Annotated in this window: 2 protein-coding genes; both read left to right on the forward strand. The window is 61.7% G+C overall.

Features of this window, described 5'->3' with window-relative positions:
• The first annotated feature begins 212 nt into the window (after window positions 1-212).
• A complete protein-coding gene (locus ACFPFW_RS18540) occupies window positions 213-812 on the forward strand; it encodes a HupE/UreJ family protein (RefSeq protein WP_114958768.1) in 600 nt (199 codons plus the stop codon).
• Window positions 813-973: 161 nt separating this feature from the next.
• Window positions 974-1,758: MCP four helix bundle domain-containing protein (locus ACFPFW_RS18545; RefSeq protein ID WP_379771828.1), on the forward strand; the 785-nt coding region annotated here is incomplete at its 3' end.

Here is a 1,758-nt window from a genome sequence, read left to right on the forward strand (position 1 = left end):
GCCCGCCACTCCGCCAATCTCGGCGGCGAGGTCAACTCCTTCCTCTCCAACGTCCAGGCCGCCTGATCCCCCAACCCCAGGCGTAACCAAAGGCCGGTCCCGAACGGACCGGCCTTTTCGTACGGAACGACTCTTGCAAGCCATGACACGGAGCGGAAAGGGCGTCGACGCCGTACGGCGCCGTTACTAAGCTCATGATTTATGGAGGGGTCATGCGGACCAAATTCATCGTGTCATCGGCGTTCATCACGACGCTTCTCATTCCAAGCCTTGCCTTCGCGCATACCGGTGTCGGTGACACCACCGGCTTCTTTCACGGCTTCGAGCACCCGGTATCCGGTCTGGACCACGTCCTGGCGATGGTTCTCGTAGGTGTTTTCGCCTGGCAACTCGGCGGGCGCGCGCTCTGGCTCGTCCCGGCAACGTTCGTTGCCATCATGGCCGGCGGCGGTGCGCTGGGTCTCGCGGGTATCGATGTTCCTTTCGTCGAGACCGGAATCGCTCTTTCCGTCATCATTCTAGGTGCGGCCGTCGCGCTGAATGTCAGGGCACCCGTCGCTATCGCGATGGGACTCGTCGGCCTGTTCGCGATCTTCCACGGCCATGCGCATGGCTCCGAGATGCCGGAAGACGCGGGTGGTTTTGCCTATGGTGGGGGCTTCATGCTCGCCACCGCGCTGCTCCATGTCCTCGGCATCGCGATCGGGTTCTCGATCGTGAAGGCGGAAGAACGTCACGGATTAATCGCGGTTCGTTCGGCGGGCGGTCTGGCAGCCGTTGCGGGTATCGGCCTGCTGACCGGTCTTTTGTGATCTCGATCTCTCAGGCGCGAAATATGGGGCCTTTCGTTAAAAAGAAGCCCCATATCTATCCCTAAGTATAACCACGGAAACTTTTCGAAAGACATCATTAACCATACTCGCGACAGGCTCCCGCAGGTTGCCGAGGGGGCAGCTCAGCTGGGGACTGCACGATGTCGCTGAACAATCTGAAGATATTGACCAAGCTGCTTATTCCGACAGGCATAGTCGTCGCGGTTGTTCTCTGTCTGGTGGGGTTGTCTGCCTACGAGCTGAGCGGGCTGGCCGCGCAGACTCAAGACATCGTCAATGGAACCGCCGCGCGGCGAGCGGCCGCCCAGCAGATCGAGGCATCGGTCAACGACGCGACGATCCAGGAAAAGAACCTGATCATCGTGCAGGATACGACGCAGCACCCGGGCTTCAAGGAACGCTACGACGAGGCCAAGGAAGAGGCGCTGAAGAACGCCGATGCCATGATCGCGCTTTCCAGCACCCCCGAGCGCAAGGCGATCAACGGCCAGCTGAAGCAGGTCATCGAGAACTACTTCGAGACAGCCGACAAAAGCACGGCGCTCGCCATGGCAGGCGACCGGGACGGCGCATTGAAGATATCGACCGGCGAAGGCCGCAAGGCGCGCGCGAAGGCCTCCGACCTGATCGGCAAGCGTGTCGATGTCATGGGTGAGGATCTGGAGACCGCCCGCGAGGAAGCCGCCGAGCAGGCGAGCTTGGCCTCAACCATCCTTATCTCAGCCGGCGGGGCCGGCCTTCTTCTTGGCGTTGGATTGCTGGTGCTGATTGCGTTGAAGGGTGTCGTGAAGCCGATCGGGGAGATGACGGGATCGATGAGCCGTCTGGCCTCGGGCGATCTGGCGGTCGATGTGACCGGCACCGAGCGCGGCGACGAGGTCGGCGCTCTGGCCCGGGCGCTGCAGGTGTTCAAGGACAATGCGAT

This window comes from Flaviflagellibacter deserti, from assembly GCF_042652085.1.
GTDB classification, from domain to species: domain Bacteria; phylum Pseudomonadota; class Alphaproteobacteria; order Rhizobiales; family Methylopilaceae; genus Flaviflagellibacter; species Flaviflagellibacter deserti.